General features: G+C 48.9%; 14 protein-coding genes and 2 tRNA genes. 8 read left to right on the top strand and 8 right to left on the bottom strand.

The annotated features are described in order from the left end of the window. Positions 1–137 precede the first annotated feature (137 nt). Positions 138–213 (top strand) — tRNA-Gly (locus tag ACAW75_RS24965). 37 nt (positions 214–250) lie between these two features. Then, positions 251–335, top strand: a tRNA-Leu gene (locus ACAW75_RS24960). Positions 336–396: 61 nt separating this feature from the next. Here ACAW75_RS24960 and ACAW75_RS24955 read toward each other — a convergent pair. Both ACAW75_RS24955 and tpiA read right to left on the bottom strand, forming a co-directional pair. Next, a complete protein-coding gene (locus ACAW75_RS24955) occupies positions 397–903 on the bottom strand; it encodes a cupin domain-containing protein (protein ID WP_370731510.1) in 507 nt (168 codons plus the stop codon). Positions 904–1,005: 102 nt separating this feature from the next. Then, positions 1,006–1,767, bottom strand: coding sequence for a triose-phosphate isomerase (tpiA, locus tag ACAW75_RS24950; RefSeq protein WP_370731509.1), 762 nt, complete (start codon positions 1,765–1,767; stop codon positions 1,006–1,008). 161 nt (positions 1,768–1,928) lie between these two features. Here tpiA and ACAW75_RS24945 point away from each other — a divergent pair, with 161 nt between their 5' ends. Then, a complete protein-coding gene (locus tag ACAW75_RS24945) occupies positions 1,929–3,191 on the top strand; it encodes an aspartyl protease family protein (RefSeq protein ID WP_370731508.1) in 1,263 nt (420 codons plus the stop codon). 65 nt (positions 3,192–3,256) lie between these two features. On the opposite strand, the gene rpmB is transcribed toward ACAW75_RS24945, so the two are convergent. Next, positions 3,257–3,496 carry a 50S ribosomal protein L28 gene (gene rpmB, locus ACAW75_RS24940; RefSeq protein ID WP_085410917.1) on the bottom strand — a complete coding sequence of 80 codons (240 nt, stop codon included), beginning with the start codon at positions 3,494–3,496 and terminating at the stop codon, positions 3,257–3,259. 60 nt (positions 3,497–3,556) lie between these two features. Further along, a complete protein-coding gene (locus ACAW75_RS24935) occupies positions 3,557–3,727 on the bottom strand; it encodes a C1orf53 family protein (protein ID WP_370731507.1) in 171 nt (56 codons plus the stop codon). 111 nt (positions 3,728–3,838) lie between these two features. Here ACAW75_RS24935 and rocD point away from each other — a divergent pair, with 111 nt between their 5' ends. Beyond that, positions 3,839–5,086 carry an ornithine--oxo-acid transaminase gene (rocD, locus tag ACAW75_RS24930; protein WP_370731506.1) on the top strand — a complete coding sequence of 416 codons (1,248 nt, stop codon included), beginning with the start codon at positions 3,839–3,841 and terminating at the stop codon, positions 5,084–5,086. A 76-nt stretch (positions 5,087–5,162) separates the two neighbouring features. On the opposite strand, the gene ACAW75_RS24925 is transcribed toward rocD, so the two are convergent. The 3 genes from ACAW75_RS24925 to ACAW75_RS24915 all read right to left on the bottom strand — a co-directional run bounded on the left by ACAW75_RS24925 (position 5,163) and on the right by ACAW75_RS24915 (position 14,619). Continuing rightward, positions 5,163–6,152 (bottom strand): hypothetical protein, encoded by a 990-nt coding sequence (locus ACAW75_RS24925; RefSeq protein WP_370731505.1) that lies wholly within the window; start codon positions 6,150–6,152, stop codon positions 5,163–5,165. Between the two features lie 220 nt (positions 6,153–6,372). Further along, on the bottom strand, positions 6,373–10,545 hold the full coding sequence (locus tag ACAW75_RS24920; RefSeq protein WP_370731504.1) for a PA14 domain-containing protein: 4,173 nt from the start codon (positions 10,543–10,545) through the stop codon (positions 6,373–6,375). A gap of 714 nt (positions 10,546–11,259) precedes the next feature. Beyond that, a complete protein-coding gene (locus ACAW75_RS24915; RefSeq protein WP_370731503.1) occupies positions 11,260–14,619 on the bottom strand; it encodes a right-handed parallel beta-helix repeat-containing protein in 3,360 nt (1,119 codons plus the stop codon). Between the two features lie 425 nt (positions 14,620–15,044). On the opposite strand from ACAW75_RS24915, the gene ACAW75_RS24910 reads away from it, so the two are divergent. Then, positions 15,045–15,797 carry a response regulator transcription factor gene (locus tag ACAW75_RS24910; protein ID WP_370731502.1) on the top strand — a complete coding sequence of 251 codons (753 nt, stop codon included), beginning with the start codon at positions 15,045–15,047 and terminating at the stop codon, positions 15,795–15,797. Here ACAW75_RS24910 and ACAW75_RS24905 read toward each other — a convergent pair. Then, complete coding sequence (locus ACAW75_RS24905) at positions 15,785–16,270, bottom strand: response regulator (protein WP_370731501.1); 486 nt, start codon at positions 16,268–16,270, stop codon at positions 15,785–15,787. The genes ACAW75_RS24910 and ACAW75_RS24905 overlap by 13 nt on opposite strands. Positions 16,271–16,848: 578 nt before the next feature. Between ACAW75_RS24905 and ACAW75_RS24900 the strand changes: the two genes are divergently transcribed. The 3 genes from ACAW75_RS24900 (at position 16,849) to ACAW75_RS24890 (ending at position 21,341) form a co-directional block, all read left to right on the top strand. After that, positions 16,849–19,179, top strand: a complete 2,331-nt coding sequence (locus ACAW75_RS24900) for a GumC family protein (protein ID WP_370731500.1) — start codon at positions 16,849–16,851, stop codon at positions 19,177–19,179. A gap of 154 nt (positions 19,180–19,333) precedes the next feature. Further along, positions 19,334–20,005, top strand: coding sequence for a sugar transferase (locus ACAW75_RS24895; RefSeq protein WP_370731499.1), 672 nt, complete (start codon positions 19,334–19,336; stop codon positions 20,003–20,005). Beyond that, the gene (locus ACAW75_RS24890) at positions 19,995–21,341 is read left to right on the top strand and encodes a flippase (protein WP_370731498.1); all 1,347 of its coding nucleotides are present in this window, start codon (positions 19,995–19,997) and stop codon (positions 21,339–21,341) included. Before ACAW75_RS24895 ends, ACAW75_RS24890 begins: the two co-directional genes overlap by 11 nt. The last annotated feature ends 32 nt before the right edge of the window (positions 21,342–21,373 follow it).

The raw sequence follows: 21,373 nt of genomic DNA, 5'->3' as shown, positions 1-21,373 counted from the left end.
TCAGTTCATAGTGAGCTTCTTTTTAGGCCAGATCGCCGGTTGACGCCTTTTTTTTCTCCCTATCCCTTGACAACATATGCTCAATAGACTACTTTTGCATCATCAAATCACAGATAGCTATCTGGATTCGATACAACGCGAAAGTAGCTCAGCTGGTAGAGCGCGACCTTGCCAAGGTCGAGGTCGCGGGTTCGAACCCCGTCTTTCGCTCCACGAAAAAGCACCGTCAAAAGGTGCTTTTTTCGTAAACGCCGGGATGGTGGAATCGGTAGACACGCCGGACTTAAAATCCTGTGGGCCTCAAGCCCGTGCGGGTTCGACTCCCGCTCCTGGTATCAACAACAAAAAAGCCGCTGACTTCAGCGGCTTTTTTGTTGTTGAGCTTCTTCAACGTGGCTAGGTAAGCAGATCGATGATGGCCTCATGGTGTGGGAACAGCGCCAGCATCGAGGCCTTATCGCCGAGTTTGAACTCGGCGAAGTTGAAGGCGGGGGCCACGGTGCAGCCTACCAACGAAAAAGGAGGATCGCTGGGCAGTCCAACGGGTTTGGCACCAAACCAGTAGCCCGCCGGCACAACCGCCTGAAATAGTTCACCCCGGTTCGGGTTCGTACCCAGCCGAATCGTGTGTAACGTACCCAGCACTGGCTCAATCATGTACACATTCAGCGGACCGCCAGCGTAGAAATGCCATACCTCATCGCTCTGAATCCGATGCAAAGCCGAGCGCTGGTGGTTTTCCAGCAGGAAGTAAATGGCCGTGCTATACGGCCGGTCGCCGCCAAAGCGGTCGGGTAAGGCGTGGTGCGGTATGTTTTCAGTAGCCTGATAGGTCTGTACATAATGACCCCCTTCAGGATGTGATTCCATGCCGAACACGGCTATATAATCAGATGCAGTCATACGTAGTGACCACTCATCCATGAACCCGAACCAGCTTTACTCGACAAGATGCCTGGAAGCATCAGCAATACCGATAGTTGGCCATGTGTGAGTGGACATGGACTATTGTCTAGCTTTCACGATCGTGACAAAATCACGTGATTTCAATGAGGCGCCGCCAATCAGGCCACCATCTACGTCGGGCTGGGCGAATAGCTCTTCGGCGTTCTGCGCATTGCAGCTACCCCCATACAGAATACTTGTATCCTGGGCCACCTCGTCGCCATATTGACTGGCCAAATGTTGGCGCAATTCATAATGCATATCCTGCGCCTGACCAGCCGACGCCGTCAGGCCGGTACCAATAGCCCAGATAGGTTCGTAGGCAATAACAATGTTTGCCATCTGTTCGGCCGACAAGTGGAACAGGCTCTCGGTCAGCTGGTCCTTTACAAAACCAACGTAATCACCGTTCTCCCGAAGATCCTGCGATTCGCCGCAACAGAAAATAGGTGTCAACCCATTCTCGAGTGCGATGTTTACTTTCTCGGCTAATTGTGCGTTCGTCTCCCCAAAATATTGCCGACGTTCGCTGTGCCCCAAGATCACATATTGGACGCCAATTGATTTCAGCATAGCAGCTGAAATTTCACCCGTGTAGGCGCCAGACGATTTTTCGTGACAATTCTGAGCACCAAGCGCCAGTTTATCACTTGTCAGGTATGATTTATAAGTGGTCAGGTACAAGGCCGGAGGGCACAGTACCGCCGTTACATCGCCAGTTACTTCGGCGTTAATCATGTTTGTCACTTCCGATACCAGGGCCAGGCCCTCATCGGCAGTTTTATTCATTTTCCAGTTACCAGCAACGATCTTCTTGCGCATGCGTCTTTTAACTTAGTAAGTAATTAAGGCTCAGAAAGCGGACGAAAATACGGGTTTTAGGCCGAATGCTGGAAACCTTTATAAATCAGTCGCCTTAGTCTCAACTTTTTATAGATTTATGGGGTTTTTATAGTAATTTTCTAGTATAACCATCAGACATCATGAAAACGCTGTACTTGTTAGTCGGGTTGCTTTACGGCAGTCTGTCGGCGTTTGCATCCGATAGCCCAAAAACGCCTGATAAAGACCGATTCGGCTATTTTCTAAAGGGCAACCGCACCTCCACGCGTATTCCCTTCGAGCTCCATTCTAACCTGATCGTTGTGAAGCTTCGGATCAATGATTCCGATACGCTCAACTTCATTCTCGACACCGGCGTTAGTAATACCATTATTACTGACCCTTCGGCATTAAAACACCAGCCCCTGAAGTTGACCCGTAAGATGAAGCTGACGGGTGTGGGCGAAGGAAGCGGTCTTGCGGCTATCATAGCCATTGACAACGATCTATCGATGGGTGCCATGCAGGCTACACACCAGAACCTGGTCATTCTGGAGGAGGATATATTGCGGCTCTCAGAATATGTAGGTATTCCCGTTCACGGCATTTTCGGGTATGACCTCTTCAATAGTTTTGTTGTGGGCATCGACTTCCGTAACCGGGAAATCACGCTCACTCAACCCAAACAGTACAAATACAAACCCCGGTTTGGCGATCGGTATCCGATCGTCATTCAAAATGCCAAACCTTATCTGGATGTAACCGCGTTGCTTTCTGGCGAACGTACTGTTCCCCTGCGTGTCGTACTCGATACGGGCGCTGGTCATGCATTGATGCTGGACGGTCAGTCAACAGTTTGCGCATTACCCCGGCCCGAAAAACTGCTGCGGGCGCAGTTAGGGCGCGGACTGAACGGCGTGATCAACGGAAGTTTGGGCCGCATTGAGGGCCTTCGATTAGGGCGCCACGAATTACAAAACGTGATTGCGTCGTTTCCAGACAGTTCATCGTTCGGTATGCGCCTGGTCAATACAGCAGATCGGCAGGGCAATGTAGGCTGCGAACTGTTGCGCCGTTTTACCGTCACCTTCAACTACCCAGAGCAGTATATTGTCTTGAAGCCTGTCCGCAGGCTACTACACGAGCAATTTGAACATGATATGAGCGGCCTTGAGCTTAAAGCCAAAGGCGAGCGATATCGCACGTATTATGTCGAGAAAATCATGGATGATTCACCGGCCGAGGTAGCCGGTTTACGCGAAGGGGATGAACTGCTGTTCGTCAACAATGAACTCGCCAGTGGATTGAGCATTAGTGATATCCACAAATCGCTTCAACGTGGTGAAGGCAAAGAAGTTACCCTTGTTGTGCAGCGCGGAGGCCAGTTGGTTGTTATCAACTTCGCGCTCAAACGAATGATATAAAAAAGCCTCCTTCCGCTCGGGAAGGAGGCTAATACGGACGTTCACGCAGCTTGTGTAACGGTCGACTACACCGACAAAGTGCCTTTCTTATAGGCATCGAGAAGGGTCGCTTCCAGACCTTTTTTATTGATCGTCTTGATGGCCGACGTCGAAACTTTCAACGTAATCCATTCGCCCGTCGATTCAACGAAGAACCGCTTCTTTTGAAGGTTCGGGAAGAATTTACGTTTCGTTCTATTGTTGGCGTGCGATACGTTGTTACCAACCTGCGTCCGCTTTCCGGTAATTTGACAAACTCTGGCCATGACTGTACTCGTTTTCCGTATGAGGGTGCAAAATTGGCGAAATCCCTGTGAATGTGCAAATTATTTTTCTCTTCTGTACCCATATGGGCAGTGGCGACAACCACTTTTACAGCAATAGCCACGCTTTAAGTGATAACTGGCTGTAAAGACCACAAACCCTTCCTTGGTAAAATAATAGTCGTCGTCGGCCAGCCCCGGTAGTTTGCGCTTCTTCAGTTGATCTTCAGTCATGGCACTCAGTACCTTATATTTACGGTAGATTATAAAGAGCAACCACCTGTTTGCGTCAATAGTTTTGACGTATAGCCCTATACCGATCTTAAAAAGAGGTTAAAAATACTGATGATCACTACAACAGCTACCACGCCGAGTCAACAGGCCATTGCTTTAGAAGAACAATACGGGGCGCACAATTATCATCCGCTCCCCGTTGTCCTGGCGCGGGGTGAAGGGGTTTTTGTCTGGGATCTGGATGAGCGTCGGTATTTTGATTTTCTATCAGCCTATAGCGCCGTCAGCCAGGGCCATTGTCACCCTCGCATCATTCAGGCGCTTACTCAGCAGGCGCAACGCCTGACGCTGACGTCACGTGCGTTTCACAACGATCAGCTTGGCCGCTGCGAAAAATACCTGTGTGACTATTTCGGGTTCGATAAAGTTTTGATGATGAACTCGGGGGTTGAAGCCGGGGAGACCGCCCTGAAACTCACCCGCAAATGGGCGTATAAGGTAAAAGGCATTGCCCAAGATCAAGCCAAGACGGTTTTTGCAGCAGGTAATTTCTGGGGACGAACCTTAGCGGCTATCTCATCGTCGACCGACCCCAGCAGCACAAACGACTACGGACCTCTTTTGCCTGGGTACGTCCTTGTCCCCTACAATGACCTGACTGCCCTGGAAGAAGCCTTTGCCGCTGACCCCAACATTGCCGGGTTTATGGTGGAGCCTATCCAGGGCGAGGCAGGCGTGCTGGTGCCCGATGAAGGTTATCTGCGTGGGGTACGGGCGCTCTGCACCAACTACAATGTGTTGTTCATTGCCGACGAGGTACAAACGGGTATTGGCCGTACGGGCCGCCGCATTGCCTGTGATCATGAAGGGGTAAAACCAGATATGCTAGTGCTGGGCAAAGCGCTTTCTGGTGGAGTGATGCCTGTTTCGGCCGTATTGGCCTCCGACGAGATCATGCTGACGATCCGACCTGGCGAGCATGGCAGCACATTTGGCGGAAATCCGCTGGGTTGTGCCGTCGCTATGGCTGCTCTCGATGTGGTGCAGGATGAGCGATTAGCTGACAATGCCGAAGCCATGGGGCGTCTGTTTCGTGACCGTATGAACGCGCTGGCCGCTACCAATGAGTTGGTTCAGCTGGTTCGGGGTAAAGGCCTGCTTAATGCGATTGTTATTCAGGAACGTCCCGACTATGGTGGAGATACCGCCTGGGCATTGTGCCTGCAACTGCGCGACAATGGTCTTCTTTGCAAACCCACTCATGGCGACAAAATTCGCTTTGCGCCCCCTTTGGTTATCACAGAAGCCCAGATGAACGAGGCCTGCGACATTATCGAAGAGACGGTGAGGGCATTTTAACGAATAACCCAGACGGAGTCGTGGCGCTGCCGGGCATACGCCTTGTGTTACAGCAGTGCCACGGCTCCGTAAAAGTTTATCGCAGCACATCGTTTACATAGTTCCCTTCCTCCTCCACTTCTCCTGCTGCGTTGAACAACGTACCCGGACCGGTGCGTTTGCCATTTCGGAAGGTACCAATAAAGGTGTCGCCATCGGCAAAATAATACGTGCCTTTTCCATGGGGCTGATCGTAAGCAAACTGACCAACGTACCGGTCGCCATTCGGATAGTAATAGGTGCCATTGCCCGTTCGCATGTTCATTAATATACCCCCTTTATACCTTACCCGGCCATTGGCATACACCTGGGTAGCTATAACGGGCACAATACCGTCTGGCGCAGCTGTAACATCTTTTTCAACCCTGGGGGTGGCTGTTGATTTATTGGCGGCCATCCCTGATGGAGCCGGAGAGCTGGGCGTTACAGACTTTGTTCGCGGATAGATGGCATCGGCTTCTGTCCATCCTTTCCGAATGGCCTCAAGACGTGCCGCTTTACCGGGGTGCGACGCCGATGACGCCACCCCGACCAGCGCCCGAATGGCCACCGTCGACTCGTCGAGCGTAGCGCCAAGCTGATGCAACACAAAGCCGGAAAAACGATCTGCTTCCAGTTCTTTTTGATGCGAACTTCCGCCGGCTGCCAGGGTATGTCCCTGTAGATGATGCCCGATTTCATGCGCCATGATACTTGTAGCCGACCAGTCGGTTTCGGTCGCCTCTTCAAGTTGTTGCATGAACGCTCCGTCATAAATAATGAATCGCTGTCCGTTCATCACAGCAGCAAAACAGTTGCGGGTTTCGGGGCATTCCATCACTTTAAAATTCTGCATAAGCCCAATAGGCTTCAGTATCCGGTCGATTACCCGGGTAGCATGCGAACTAGTCGACTGACCGCTATAGGTGCAGGTTGTTGTGGGGGTCTGGCCGCCGGTATACTTACAAATGAATGACGGTGAAGTAGCACCGGGAGATTGGGCAAGTGCAGTGCCCGCTACTAGAGCGCCAAAGAGCGCTGTGGTCATAGACAGTATGTTGTTCATCAGTGAGCGTATGGGTAAACGTCAATGAATAAAACGACGAAGGCGACCCCAACATTATCTAGCTTAAAGGCTAGCCCACATTAAATCCTGTCGGCCCATTTTACTGACAGGTCAGGTACGTTGCGCACTAAAAAGCCGGTACCCGCTTTCGCTGGTACCGGCTTTCGACTCGTTGACATGTGGTTACGAGAGACGCTGTCACTTAATCAGCCAATAACACCTTTTTAGTGACTCGCTGTGTGCCTTGTATGACGCTAAGAATATACATACCCCGCGTGTATTCCAGTACCGGGATACGGATGATGTTTTCACCCTGTAGTACCGCTGTGTTCTTTTGCATCACCGGATAAGCCCCTACACTGGTTAGTTGAAGCGTTATTTCGCCGGCAGCTTCCGCATAGTAACGTACCTGGATCTCTTCACGTGCAGGAACAGGATACACTCTCACTGCCTGATCGGGTGTGAAATCACTGGCCGCCAGTGCGTTGTCAGTATAGACTGCCGTGCGGGCAGAGCCTGATGCCGGATAGAGGAATGGCTGTGGAATGATCTGCTGCCCCTGACCCGGGTAAGCCCATTGCAGCCGGGCCACAGCCCCAATGATATTATCGAAATATTCCATACGAATATCGTACCGCTGACCAGCTACAAGGGCTATAGAGGGGCCATTGTTCGTTGTTGTTGCATGGCCATTCCAATCGTCAACGACCAGCTTTCCGTTGACCCATAGGCGCACCCCATCATCTGTGGTGGTACTGAACGTATAATTGCCGGTAACTGGCGCTTTTACTTGTCCTGTCCATCTGACCGAAAAATAGTCTGTATTTATCGTCGACGCGGGCGATCCATTACCCCAGTCGAAGTTTACCGTAGCATCGGTACGGGTCAATACTACCGGAGCAGCCAGATTGGCGTTGTTAAAGTAGTCGCCCTTCAAGCCGGTGCCATCGCCAACCACCACAACGTTTACTCTTCGATAGGCTGATGCCGGAATGGTCTGTTTACCGATACCTGGCCCACTGTAGCTCACCGTCAGTGTCTGGCCGCCGCCCCCCTGGAAGTAAGGAATACTGATGGCGTGCACCCCTGCTTTCAACCCAATGGTGCCCGAGCGCTCCTGCTCGGCATGGCCACCGTCATTGTTCACCACTTCAGTTGTGCCAATCAGCAGCTTGCTGCCGTCGTCTGAATTAGTGTAGAACGTGTACACCCCATCGGTGGGTACGCTGATGTAGCCCGTGAAGTTTAGCCCGTAATTGTCGCTGCGGGAACGTAAGGCCAGATCAGGCAGACTGGTGTTACCCATTTTCACGGGGGTGAGTGAGGCAAAGTTGGGCAGGTTGCCCCAACCGCCTTCATAATAGCCATAGTCGAGCCCCGTGACTGCATTGGCCGGATTTTCAGGATCGCGCAGCGTACCCGCGACCGGTGGCGGGGTCGTTGGCGTACTGGTCGCTATCCGCCGATAGGCTGATGCCGGAATGGTCTGTTTACCGATACCTGGCCCACTGTAGCTCACCGTCAGTGTCTGGCCGCCGCCCCCCTGGAAGTAAGGAATACTGATGGCGTGCACCCCTGCTTTCAACCCAATGGTGCCCGAGCGCTCCTGCTCGGCATGGCCACCGTCATTGTTCACCACTTCAGTTGTGCCAATCAGCAGCTTGCTGCCGTCGTCTGAATTAGTGTAGAACGTGTACACCCCATCGGTGGGTACGCTGATGTAGCCCGTGAAGTTTAGCCCGTAATTGTCGCTGCGGGAACGTAAGGCCAGATCAGGCAGACTGGTGTTACCCATTTTCACGGGGGTGAGTGAGGCAAAGTTGGGCAGGTTGCCCCAACCGCCTTCATAATAGCCATAGTCGAGCCCCGTGACTGCATTGGCCGGATTTTCAGGATCGCGCAGCGTAACTGGGGGTGGCGCTGGTGTACTGGTAGCCACACGAACCAGCGCGGAGGCTGGGATAGTCTGTTTACCGATACCTGGCCCACTGTAGCTTACCGCCAGCGCCTGGCCGCCGCCGCCCTGATAATAAAGGATACTAAGCGCGTGTACCCCTGCTTTCAGCCCAATCGTACCAGACCGTTCCTGTTCGGCATGGCTACCATCGTTGTTTACTACTTCAGTCGTACCAATCAGCAGCTTACTGCCGTCGTCTGAATTGGTGTAGAACGTATATACCCCATCGGTGGGTACGCTGATATAGCCCGTAAATCGAATGCCGTAGTTATCATCACGTGAGCGTAACGAGATATCAGCCTGGTTACTCGTTCCTGTTTTGGTAGCAGTAAGCGCCCCAAAATCAGGCAGTGCGTTCCAGCTTCCTTCATAATAACTATAGTTGAGCCCGGCCGCTGTATTCGCTGGATTCTCGGGAGTCCGTAATGTAACCGGCGCGACAACAATTTCCTTGTATAAAACGATCGATGAGAAGGCGCCCACCGTTACCTGATCTGAATAGGGATTGTTTCGGGCATCCCGATACGTACCTGACAACGATACCTGTATAGGACTACCTGTTGGGTTGCCCACAAACTTGATCATGTCGTCCGGGCTACCCGACGAATAGGTAATAGGACTTTTAATAGTGCTTAAGTCTTTACCATACCGGCTTCTCCAGTCTACAAGCGACAGATCAGCACCCGTTGTACTGTTATATACTGCCCGGATCGTGTACGTATCTTCAAAAGGACGTGAGTATACGTTATTGTCCATCTGACCGAAACTTGCCAGATCATTTTGCGCTGATTCGTACTTTACATTAAACTGGCTGGCCAGTCTGCTGACGAATACGTTGTTCTGAATTATATTGTTACGGGGCTGACAACCGCCGGCCGTGGTTACGGCCAGCTGCCCTTCGCCATTATTGAAAGACGTATTGCCCGTTAACGTAATATTCGACGAACCGTGTAGATAAAAACCAAGGCCTTTGCAGTTGTACACCGAATTACCTGCTACTTCAATGTTAGTGGTGCAATCGTCCAGATAAATGCCATTGGCCCCGGAATAAGCCCCCCCCGGGCTGCCATCTGATGCCCCGATACCATTATAAACGACATTCGACAAAATGCGAATATCGCCCATCGGCTGTTGATTGCCGTTCCAGATGTACAGGCCGCTACCGTCGCTTTTCGTGACGCAAAAGTTACTGATCTGGTTACGCTGGATAGTGGTGCTACTGGCAAAATTGAGCGCATTATAACCAATGTTATCCAGTACGTTATTCTCAATCACGGTGCCACCCTTGCTGGCCGACATGAAGCCTACATACGTCCCATCGCCGCTCCGTCCCCGGCCCGGTAGTAAACCAATGTTACGTACGGTATTACCACGGAATGTAATGGCCTGATACGCCGATATGTCAACGCCATTGTTATTGATATCCTGAATCAGGTTGTTTTCCAGTGATACATGGTGTCCATCGCCCCTGATAACAACTCCGTCTTCGCCAGCCTGTGTGATATCATTTCCGGTGACAGACAGGTTAGCACCATTATAGATCGACAGGTTGGTGACCAATGCCTGAGATACCTGTAGGTTACGCACAGTCACGTAAGATACGTTGCTTAGGTTGATCGCTTCATTGTACACAGTAGCGCTCAGCGTCTGGTTGTTCGGGTTACTCTGGCTATCGAATAAGCGAATCGATTTAGTAGACGGATCGTAATACCATTCGCCGGTCTGATCCAGCGTAGCTGGGTGATTCTGAATGAAGTACCCCCAGCCATCGGTTATATCATACGTACCCGAACTAGCCAGATTCAAGACATTCCCGTTCATACCGGTGATCTTGGCTCGATTTAAAATCCACTGAACTGGCCGGTAGACTACTTCACCACCTACCCAGTTGGTTGAAAAGGGCTGTTGGCCGGTCAGCTGTATCTTGCCCGAGTGCGACTGAACAGTGAGGTATCCCTTGTTCGAAGCATCCATGTTTGGGTAGCGGCCTAGTGGCAATGATGAATTATCACGGTACACCCCTGTAACACGATCCCCGCAGGAAGGGCAACTGGCCTGCCAGACGTTTCCGCCCAGGTTAGTCCAATTCGTTACAGGCAGCGATCCCGATATAAGCGGCTTGTTCCCTGAACCATAGGCATCAATCACGATAGGCTGTGCCGATGTGCCTGATTGCTGGATCTGCAACGTACCCCGGAATGTGTCATTCCGTTTTAGGAGTATCTGGTCGCCAGCCTGTAAAGTCAATGTGTTGATCTTTGCCAGCGTCTGGAATGGCGAATCGGCTGATCGGCCTGTGTTGCTGTCGTTGCCTGAACTGGCAACATAGTACGTTGTTTGCCCGAAGGCGGCTGATAGTCCACCGCTCAGCAGTAGACATATAGAGGTTCGACGGGCTAGTTGTATAGCTCGGAGCATTGATATGTTTCTCAAGTTACGGACGGTAATCAGGTAAAAGTTGAACAAACATACGAAGAAGTAGAGCTATATACTCTATCTGGTATATTCCAAATAGAACTTACTCATCGGCATATTTATCAAATTTTGTACCAGAAAACTCCGATTTAATATAACTATTACAACAATAACCTAGGTATAATTGCTATTAGATATACAGATAATATGAAAGTATTTATAGATGACTATAAACAGATCATTATCAGGCTACTGGCTCATGCCACATTAAAAAATTATGAACATTAAAAATGTACAGCAATTGGCCAGAATAACCCAAGAGGTAGTTACCGTTTTAAACGTAACTCAGCTCAAACTGAGCCCAATAGCGCAAGTAGCAACAAGTAACCTAACTTTTTTTAGCGCTCATTTACCCGGATATCAGCCTGCGACTGATCATCTTCACCATTCGCAAACCCGTTACCGGGTGTTGACTCAGGATCACTGCCCCCTGACGCACTAACTTGAGCCGGTTACGGTCTTTCCTTCAAAAGATAGATATAACCTGCGGTACAAACCAATTCACCCATTAGTAATAGGTGTAACCCTATCACTATAGTTCATCTGATTGATTTGTCTGACCCGCTTCTCAGACACCCACTGAGTGGTTTACCCATCGTTAGTCATCTAAATTACCAGAGTGGTTCACGTAAATCAGCCTGAATTAGAGCTGTAATCTCACCTAGCCCGGATATCAACCTGTGTCTGATCATCTTCGCCATTTGTAAAACCATTCCCAGGCGTTGAGTCAGGATCACCAACGTTCGAGGCACTGATCTGCGCCTGATTTACCCAATGACCGGGCGTTAACACACGTACCCGGAAAGAGACCGTAGTGGTTGTACCGGACAGTAAAGATGGCAATGTACGCGTCATTGTAAGCCCATTAATTGTCCAGTCGGTAGCTTCCACCAGTTGAAAACCAGTTGGCAACATGTTTTGCAGTTGAACACCGTCAGCTGTACGCCCCCCAGCATTGGAAACCGAAATCGTATAACTCAACACATCACCCACCACCGGGATGCGCTGATTGACAGACATAGCCAGACTTAGATCTGCTTTAGCAGGATCTGGCACTGGTTGATTGGATACTACGGCAGGTAGAGGACGTTGATTCGGATTAGGCGACTCAAATATACTCGCTGAAGCCCCAACGCGTAATTCAGTCGTCGAAGCATCATCTTCACCATCATAAGTGCCTGTATTTGGATTGCTATCAGGATCATGAGAAGTAGCCGTTGTCAACTGAGCGGAAGTTCGAAATAAACCGCCTAAAGTTGGCTTGACCAAGATAGAGAAAGTAGTGTCCGTTTGCGGAGCGAGTTGATTGACAGTTCCGTTTAATACATTATCTGTATAGGGTTGTCCAGCTGAATCAATGAACTGAAGATTGGCAGGCAATCGGTATGTCCATCGGGCCAACTCTGCCTGGGTATTACCTTCGTTTCTGACGCGAAGGCGTATCTCTGTTGGTTCGTTTACTTGAAGTATTCTTTTTTTACTGGCTAGTGAAAGGCTGAGGTCAGCAGGTGGCAGGGGAATGGTATCCTTCAGCAGGATGATTGACGTAAAAGGTTTGAGCAGCACCAAGTTTGCATATGCCTGATTTTTTACGTCTCTGAAGGCGCCTGCAGGCAGAATGATGGTACTGTCTTTCAAGGTTGGGTTATAGTACAATTGAATTAGGTCATCTGGCTGATTGATTATAGGAACATCTTCCTGCAAGCGTACATTATCAATCCAAATGACAGGGCCTTCTGTATCCGTTTGAAACATCACAACCGGGTCATTTTCAAAAGCTGTGCCAATAAATGGTAGTTCGTAACTCTTGCGGGTAGCCCCGATAGTCACAGGATACCTCCTATCAAATTCTTGATAAGGAAATCCATACTGTCTCAGATAAACCAGTATGGGTACGTCTACAGAAGAAACCGCATCAAACCGAAGCACATACCCCTTACCTTTTGAGAGATTACCAAAGCGTTTCACCACTTGTGCATATGAATTACTTTGCCCGGATAACACTGGAAATGATATACGCATACTCCCGCCATCTAGTGGACTTTGGGGCGCATAGGCAAGCTCAGCATTACCATAAGGGCTATATACTAATTCCCAGCCTTCAGTCCATTCGTCAAAAGGGCTGTTAATTCGACTAATTCCGCCTGACCCTTCATTTTTAAACTCATTGTATAAAAGCGGACTACTACGCGAATGTGCATCATGACCACCAGAAAATTGATTCCAGCCATTAACGTTAAAGTTCCCTCCCCGATTGAAGGCTACTCCTCGTATCATGGCACTCTCATTAAACGGGCTGGCATAATAATTTGAATCAATCAAGCCATACTGAAGTATATCATCCGCATTCGACTCATATTGCGCAGCTAACTGAGTGGGGTTCTTGCTGACAAAAATATTACGCTTGACTGTCTCATTCCTAATAGGGCATATACCATAATTATGATAAACATTAAGTTGAGACAACCTATTATTATACAGGGTGTTATCTGTAAAAGTAACATTAGGAGCACCATGCAGAAACACGCCCCACTGTGCGTTACCAAATACTGTGTTATTTTTTATTTCCACATTTTCAACACAGTCATCGAGAAATATACCAATCGTATAATCAGCCCAAGGAGTACCACCCGCAGGGAGTGGGTTAGTATATATTATGTTAGACAATAAATGAATATTCGTCATTGGGCTTTTACCCGCGTTGTGCGAATAAATACCGCCACCGTCTATTTTCGAGAAGCAAAAATTAGCAATTACATTCTGGCGTATTGTTGTGTTAGTCCAGAAGGTTACTCCATTATAACCGACACTATCTATAACGTTATTTTCAATCATCACATTCTGATTTGCCATGGACGAAATTCCATTGTACTGGCCATCGCCACTCTTCCCTCTTCCTGCGATGAGCGCAATGCGGCGCATATCGTTACCTCGAATATTGACTGTCTGGTAAGGACCTATCCAAACACCGTTGTTATTTACGGTTTTTATTTTACTATTTTCTAACAATATATTATTCCCTGATCCTGAGATAACAATCCCATCTTCACCCGCATTTGTGATGTCCAGATCTGTCATTGCAAAATTTGACACATTCTGACCATTAATGCTTGTGTTTAATGTCTCTGCTATATTAAGATTACGAAGTGTAATATAAGACACATTGGCAATGTCTACTCCCAGACTGTAAGCAGTAGCCGTATACAGCCCATCAGTAGGCGCCCCTTGATTCGTATAAACCAATACTTTTTTATTTGCCTGGTCGTAGCACCATTCGCCATTTTTATCCAGTGTTGCCGGATGATTCTGAAAAAAATATTCTGAGTTGTCTCTAGGTGTATAATTTGAATAATTAAATAAATTCAGAGCGTCACCATACTGTGCATCGACTACAGCTCGGTCGATAATCCAAGCAGCTGGTCTCATTACAACTTCAGCTCCTTTCCAGTCAACGTTATCAGGTAAATGCTCTTGACTGAAAATCTGGTACTTTTCTGTGTGTGCTCGAATAGTCAGGTTCCCTTTGTTAGGCGCGTCCGCATTAGGAAAACGGCCAAGCGGCAGAGCCGTTCCATTTCTATAAACGCCCGTAACCGCACCACCGCACGACGCACAGGACGCTTGCCAAATATTATTCCCTGCACTCGTCCAGTTGGTGACGGGTACAGAGCCAGATAGTATTGGCTTTGAGCCAGTGCCGTACGCATCAAAGATGATAGGTTTGTTAACAGCACCTGACCGCCGGATGGTCAGTGTACCCCGGAATGTGTCGCCGCGGCGAAAAAGCACCTGGTCGCCAGCCTGCAAGGCAAGGCTATTCACCTTGGCCAGACTTTGAAACGGTGTACTGGTGGTTGTTCCATTGTTTGAATCATTCCCCGCATTCGCTACGTAATAAGTAGTTTGTGCTACAACGGCCGATTGATAACTTAAAGAACTGAGCAAGAACCAGTTGAAAAGAAATAGTGCAGGGCGAAAGGACCCTTTTGCCTTTTCCAGCGCGGAAATAATGAACATGTTGAGTAACTAATAGATAGGTGACCGTTTGCCTTGACGTTGACACAAGGGAAAGGTTGCTGTACAGAACATACTACAAATTGTCCTATAAAGATTTCAAATCTAATGCTTTTATACTAAACGGTAAGTCTATGCTTTTCTCAAGTAAACCCAAATCGATGTATCTATAAAACAGATGTTCATTATACATGGAATAGCTGTGGCTTATTGGTATATCGCTCGATTTACCTTAGCCAATTATTTTAAGTATATACAAATTCTCATTAAGTAGTTTAAAACCTTTGCGACGGTGCTCCTGATCAGTCATTACCCGCCAGACACTGGATTTAGAGTGCCCAGGGGTTGCAAGGCCATACACTAAGAATTCAAACAAATCAGCGGGTCGGGTACGTTTACCCTGTTAACTCAACAGGTACGTTACAGCTATGGGACTTATTATCAATGCATTAAAACACCCCATATTGATTTCTTACCTGTCTGGTGCCAACAACTATTCCTTCGTTCATTTCCGAACAGGTGAGCAATTACTGGTCTCCAAGTCACTGAGCTTTCTCGAAAAGCAACTTCCTGACTTTATTCGAATCCATAAGACTCTACTCCTTAACCCTGATTGTATACTGAAACTGCAGAACCAGGGATCTTCAAAAACAGGTGGCGCTGTTTTGCTCGAAGATGGAACAGTCCTCACCGTCAGTCGTCGGCAATGGCCACTTTTATTAAACACTATCGGTGTTGGTATCGATCAACACCTGCTGGAACCAGAACGGTCGATCGCTTTTGTTACCAATGATGTCACGAAAAGCCTCCTGCTGCGCCAGCTTATCAATGCTCAATGGCCAATGACACTCCTGCACGTAACAGACAATGGATCGTTACTCTCGCAGTTATTGGTAATGACCGGTGTAAACCGTCCCGAGTTGCTCCTGTTTGATTTGCGTCAGGCTACGCCAAACCGGATAGCCCTGATCCAGGAATTGAAGGAGACACCTCGGCTACGCAGATTACCAATTGTACTCCTGATTGCCCCCAACACGGGTCTGACCAGATCGGGTTACGCCTTGAAAGCGAATTCAATTGTGGTCATCCCGGAAGATAATAGTGAGTTCTTAAGCATCATGGAGGAAGTGTGTCGGTATTGGTTGACAATGGCTTCACTGCCAACCGGTCAATACCGATAACCGATTGGTGGCAAGGAGACAGTCTCCCACCAGTATTTCCGCATCCTTTGAAAACAGGTAAGCCATTCGCTTTCATTGGCTGGTTTAACCAGGTAAGATGAACTGCCGCGATCATACGCCTCCCCAATGTCGGCTGGTTGGTTTGACTGACTAAATATAACGACCGGAATCTGGTTAACAGGTGATGGAAACGCCTTGATGCCATCCAAAATGTGCCATCCATCTTCGCGATTTGGCATAAAGATATCCAGCAGAATCAATTTGGGCAGTTTATGCTCATCCTGGCTACAAGCACTCAGGTACGTTTGAACGGCTATCTCATTTAGGGCTGTAACTGGTTCAACTTCGGGTAAACACTCTTTGAGACAGTACTCAATAAGGGCAAGTTGGTTAGGATCATTGTTGATAATAAGCACCTTCGCCTGCCGAAAATTTTGTACCCGGATCAATTCAGATGTATTGTAGCTTCCCATAGTGTACTTACATCCAGCATAGGACAATGATACTGAACATAGACTAATTATTCTATGGATTTACGATAGATCAAGCAACTAAGATTGCCTCATAATTGGTACTGGCTGTTACGTGTAGTAGGCGAACATAGCCGTGATCAGTGTAAAATTTTTAGAATTTATTTTTGCACTATACTAATAATAGACAAAGGCTGGCGTGACCGGCTATTGGTTCAACCGACATAACAAGTGGCGAACAGGTTGTCCACACCTACTTAATGTTGTCTTACACTGACCGAGCGTCATTTCTGAAAATAGTACTATTTCAGGTTAAAAAATGAGTTTATAATTGTCAACTGACAGGTGTTTTACCGCCTGCTCTTTTTTTGAACCGGAACCTCATTTTAGCCCCTCGCAATCGTAGATGCCAGTGCCATTATACGTTAATTCACCAGTCGATCTTGCGCCAGATCATGTGAAGTAAGTAACAGCGTTTTTTTAGTTTATAGTTTTAACTTTAAAGACACTTTTTTATGGAACCTTTTCTGGTTTTGGTTTACAAATGCACTGGTCTTTTTGGCTAGCTTACAATCAACGTTATGACAGAATCTACCACGGTCTACACCCCGTACTCGCTCATGGAGAGCAGTCGCCCGAATGTCCGGGCAATCATCTTCCGGTATTTGCGCCATTGGCCCTGGTTTGTACTTTCGCTAGGTTTAGCACTGGGGGCTGCTTACCTCTATCTGCTTTACAAACAGCCAATTTATCGGGTGCAGGCCAGCCTGTTACTTCTCGACGGAACAAAAACAGATGATCGTGGTGGCGCGTTGCGCGAGTTCCAGGCAGCGACGCCCAAAAAGTCGGTCGAGAACGAGATCGAAATGTTACGTTCGGCTACGCTGATGAGTCAGGTTATTGAAAAGTTACACCTGGAACACCGGTATTACCGTCAGACGAAGTTTGGGAAGCGGGAAATATACGGGGACAACCCTGTGGAATTGATCGTCGAGAAAGGACAACCAGCTCTGTACGAAGAACCATTCACGTTGACATTCAGCAATAATCCGGTGGTTCAGCTAAACGGGCAACCTATTCCGCTGAACCAGTCGGTGAATACGGCGTTGGGCCGCATCCGTATAGCTACCCGGAAACCTGTTTCAGCCAGCACATCGCCTATCATTGTGCAGGCATCGACTAAGCAGGCTGTGGCAGGCGATTACATCGGCCGTCTGAAGGCTGAACCAACCAGCAAAACATCCTCAGTTGTTGTCCTGACCGTTGACGATGCCGTTCCGGCGAAAGGCGAGGCGGTACTGAACACGCTCATTGCTGCGTATAATCTGGCCTCTATCCAAAGCAAGAATAAAGTAGCCGGCAACACACTCCAATTTATTCAGGAGCGGTTGAATGGACTATCGGGCGAATTGTCGGGCGTAGAGAGTCGTGTGGAGAGCTTTAAATCGAGCGAGGGCATCACCGATCTGAGCACCCAGGCGCAAACGTTTTTATTATCGGCCAAAGAGAACGACGCCAAGCTGAACGAGGTGAACGTGAAGCTATCGGCATTACGTGATCTACAGAAATACGTCCGCAGCCAGCCTGCTGACCAGAGCGGCACGCCCGCCACTGTTGGGTTAGATGACCAGGTTTTGCTCAATTTGATCAATACGGCGTCGGATCTGGACCTGCAACGTACCCAGCTTGCCAAGACGACTACCAACGCTGACCCACAGCTTCAGGCGCTGGATGATAAGATCCGGTCAACGAAACGCCGCATAGGAGAGAATGTGGAGACCATGCAGAATATGCTGGAAAGCAACAAGCGTAGCTACGAATCGAAAAACCAGGAATTAGCCGGTCAGATTCGGCAGGTACCGCGTCAGGAACGGGCCTTGATGGATATTTCCCGGCAGCAGGCTATCAAAAACGATTTATATACGTACCTGCTTCAGAAACGGGAAGAAACAGCCGTTGCCTTTGCCGCTGCAGTGTCGGATAGCCGTACTGTTGATGCCGCCATGAGCAACCCAATTCCAGTGAAGCCAGTTAAGCCAATGATCTTCCTGCTTTTCGGCATGGTGGGCCTGCTGTTGCCCTTGGGAGCCATTGCCGGTCTGGATTCGCTCAACCAACGAATCCGCAGTCGGCATGAAGTGGAGAAATCGACGCTGACCCCTATTCTCGGCGAATTGTCGACCAACCCTTCATCGAGCAAGAAGCGGTTGGTGATCACCCCCCGTAGCCGGTCATTGATCACAGAACAGATTCGTACGTTACGGGCCAACTTACCAGCCAGGCAGATAAACGAATCGGACAGTCATGTATTGCTGGTTACGTCGAGCATCAGCGGCGAAGGCAAAACGTTTGTTTCGCTGAACCTGGGGGCCAGCCTGTCGTTAGTTGATCGGCCAACGGTGGTACTTGAACTTGACTTAAGAAGGCCAACCTATCAGGAAACCTTTCACCTCGATGTTAACGTAGGTATCAGCGAATACCTGACGGGCGATGCGACCCTGAACGAAGTGCTGCAGCCAGTGCCTGGTTACAAAAACTTTTTCATGATTAGCAGTGGCGTTCTCGACGACGAACAAAACCCTGCTGAATTACTCAGTTCTCCTAAAATGCAGCAATTGATTGCTGATCTGCGCGAGCGGTTCGATTACATCATGCTCGATACACCGCCACTTGGCCTTGTATCTGATGCGCAGTTGGTAGCTCCCTTTGCCGATTCAACGCTGTTTGTGGTGCGTCATGGGGTTACACCACAGACAAGCCTAAAAGCGATTGAACTGGTACGGCGTGAACAGCGCTTCAAAAACCTGAGTCTGGTATTGAACGGTGTAGTAGGTAACGACGGTTCGTACCTGAGCCACAGCCACAAAGACCGCTACTATCAGGCGCAACCACGCCGATGGCTGCGGGGATAAGCACGCATTCCTTTTTCTCTCTAAACGTTTCTTTTCATTTTTATCGAGTTCTATTTGGCTGTAACTAACTGAACGAGAATTGACTAACCTGAGGTGCTACGTGTTTAAGTACAAGTAATTACATTAAATCACACACCTAATTGACTCAACGACTATGACATCATTTACAGTACAGAACATGGAAACGGTTCGCCTGGAACGCGACCGTAACGTGACCATTCAAAACCCTACCTGGGGGCTATATGCCAAACGCTTTTCTGATCTACTGGTAGCCGGTTTGGTAGCCATCACTATTTTGATTTGGTTAATTCCCCTACTATCCCTATTGATTAGATTAACATCGAAAGGACCGGCGATTTTTGTTCAGCTACGGTCGGGTCGGAACGGGGAGCAGTTTCCCTGCTTTAAATTCCGTACCATGGCCTACAATCCCAGTGCTCAGTTTCAGCAGGCCAGCAAGAATGACTACCGGGTAACTCCTATTGGCCGGATTCTTCGCAAAACCAACCTCGACGAGATGCCTCAGTTCCTGAACGTACTGCTCGGTCACATGAGCATTGTTGGTCCACGCCCCCATCCGCTGCCGCTCGATGCCCAGTATTGGAACACGATGACCGGCTATCGCGAGCGTTATTCAGTGAAACCAGGTATTACAGGTCTGGCCCAGGTACGTGGTGCGCGGGGTGAAACCGGCAAGCCTTACCAGATGAAGCACCGGGTACGTTACGACCATCTATACATTCAGCAGCAGTCGGCGGGCCTTGACCTGCGTATTTGCTGGTGGACGATAAAAGCGGCTTTAAACGGAAATCCTAATGCTTGGTAAGGAAACAGCACTAATAGCCGACGATGAACCAGTTGCAGCCCCTACGACAGGCTTTTCCAAGAGTGTATTAAAACGGTTTGCCGTTAATGTTGCGTCGCTCTTCAGCGTGCAGGTTGCCAACTTTCTGCTTCCTCTGTTAACGGTTCCTTACGTAGTACGTATCATCGGGCCAGAACGGTTAGGACTACTGAATTTCTCGCTGGCTTATGTAACGTATTTCAGTCTGATCATTAATTACGGCTTCGATCTGGCAGCGGTAAGAGCTATAGCCGCCAACCGCTACGATCGGGTAGCCACCAGTCGAATTGTGAGTGAGGTGATGGCCGGCAAGACCCTTCTCTGGGGCTTGTCGACCATCATTTTTGCGGGTATTACCTTCTGGACGCCTTCTTTTCGCGAGCATTGGCTGTTGCATGTATGTACGTACATTACCTGCATCAGCACAGTGCTTTCTCCGTTCTGGATCTATCAGGCTATGGAAGATCTAGGGCGCGTAGCCATGTTCAACCTGCTGGTGAAGATACTGTTTACAGGCGCCATCTTTCTGGTCATTCATCAGCCTGATGATTATGTCTGGCAGAATCTGGTCCTCAGCGTGTCGCAGGTGCTGATCAACGCCGTTGCACTAGGTGTGGCTGCCAAACGGTTTGGCATTCACTTTTTCTGGCCGTCGCTGACGCAACTGGTCGCCCGATTTAGAGCCGATGCAACGCTGTTCTTCTCGAACGTGATGATTACACTCTACGCGTCGTCGACAGTGTTTTTCCTCGGTATGCTAAGTACAGCTTATGCCGTAGGGCTTTATTCAGCCGGAACCCGCTTAGAAGGTGTAGCCCTAACATTTGTGACAATGGCTTTGAACCAGGCGTTGTTTCCAATCATTGCCAATGCCTTTGGGCAGAGCCGCGAGGCAGGTTTGAAGATGGTACGAACCGTTTTCTGGCCATTATTGGGCGGGCTTGGTGCAGTGGCTGTAGGCCTTTGGGTTATCGCGCCATGGTTTATCCCGTTCTTTTTCGGCGAGAAGTTCGTTGAGGCTATTGCGGTATTACGCGTCGTCGCATTACTGCCATTGATCATTGGCATGAGTAACCTGCTGGGTATTCATACGATGCTTAACCTGCGGATGGATCGCCCATTTTTTGTGATTACGGCCATTGGTTCGGCTATTGGGCTGGGGCTCAACATCTTTCTGATTCGTGAATATGGCCACCTCGGCGCTGCCTGGGCCTGGGTAGGAACCGAAGTGTATGTACTACTGGCGATGGGTGGGTACTTGCTCGTCAAAAGCAAAGGCTGGACTACCGGGGCAGCGCTCGAATTAGAACATCATTGATACTGTCGGCAATTCACCCAACCTGCCGATAA

This window comes from Fibrella arboris, from assembly GCF_041321095.1.
In the GTDB taxonomy this organism is placed as follows: Bacteria; Bacteroidota; Bacteroidia; order Cytophagales; family Spirosomataceae; genus Fibrella; species Fibrella arboris.
Note: the sequence above shows the minus strand (reverse complement) of the source record. Positions and strands in the feature narration are given on the sequence as shown.